The sequence below is a fragment of the Helicobacter sp. T3_23-1059 genome, assembly GCF_053654515.1.
Genome location: NZ_JBSIUV010000153.1, coordinates 1 through 1,057, shown reverse-complemented (window position 1 = coordinate 1,057; position 1,057 = coordinate 1). Strand labels below are relative to the sequence as shown.

Sequence of the window (1,057 nt, the reverse complement as noted above, 5' to 3'; positions counted from 1 at the left end):
TTGCCATAGAAAATTATTTCAATAAAAAATATCTCTAAAATTTATACCCCACCTGCACCCAAAATTGCCTCCCCACTTCATACACAGGCACTGCCGTAGTTCCTGCACTCGCAGAGTAGCTAGCAGAGGCTATCATTAGATTTTGTGTATTTAGCACATTTAGTATATCTACATTCATATATACCGTATTGCCTTTATAAGCATTTACTTCAAATCCCACGCGCATATCCCAATTAAACGCCGCAGGCACGCGAAATTTCTCAAACGCAGCGGTAATGTTTGGATATTGTGCTTTTAGTTCGCTCCATTTAGCTGTGCGTTGCCCTATGCTAGCCATCGCATCATAGCTACTTCGCAGGCGAAAAAAGTTATTGATAATCCACTTTGTGCGAGCGATAGAAAAGCTCGTAGTCGTGCTTAGTCGTATCGTATGCGGGCGGGCGAAGTTTGTCGCAGGACGCATATCATACCTTATCACTTCGCCACCCCACCAAATCATTTCGTTATTTAGCGCGTTTGCATCGATGCTCGTATCATAGTCATTATAGTTTCGCCTCACATTAGTCCAATCAAACGCAAATAAAATGCTATTTTTGATTCCACCAAAATCTAATCCGCCATTATTTGTGATACTTAGGCTAACCACATCGCTACTGCTTTGCCCAAGATTTGTATAGACAAAGCGTGAATCACGCGCATTGATTCCATATTCTGGCATATACAAGTCCGAAGTGCAACTCATTGCGGATAAAGAGCCATCAGGGGTTTGACACATTCTGCGAATCTCATCTTTGCCCGCTCGGTAAATGTATTTTGCATTTATAATAAACGCATAGAGTTTTTGCGTGATTCCACCCATTAACTCATCAGTATATGGCACACGCAGTTTTTTAAAATTTGTATCGTTTTTGTTTTGATGGTAGCAGTTTTGTTTATCGTAGCAATCATCGCCACTTGAATATTGAGGATTATTGATTATTTCTTCAAATGTAATGTTGTGATTTTCTCTGCTTACGGTGTATTCAAACGCGCTTCTTGCCTCCATTAGCTTGTATGT

The 1,057-nt window shown here is 40.4% G+C and carries 1 pseudogene; it reads right to left on the bottom strand.

Going from position 1 to position 1,057, the window contains the following annotated elements:
• Window positions 1–34: 34 nt before the first annotated feature.
• A pseudogene (locus ACWIX0_RS13725) lies at window positions 35–1,057 on the bottom strand (TonB-dependent receptor); the annotation flags it as partial.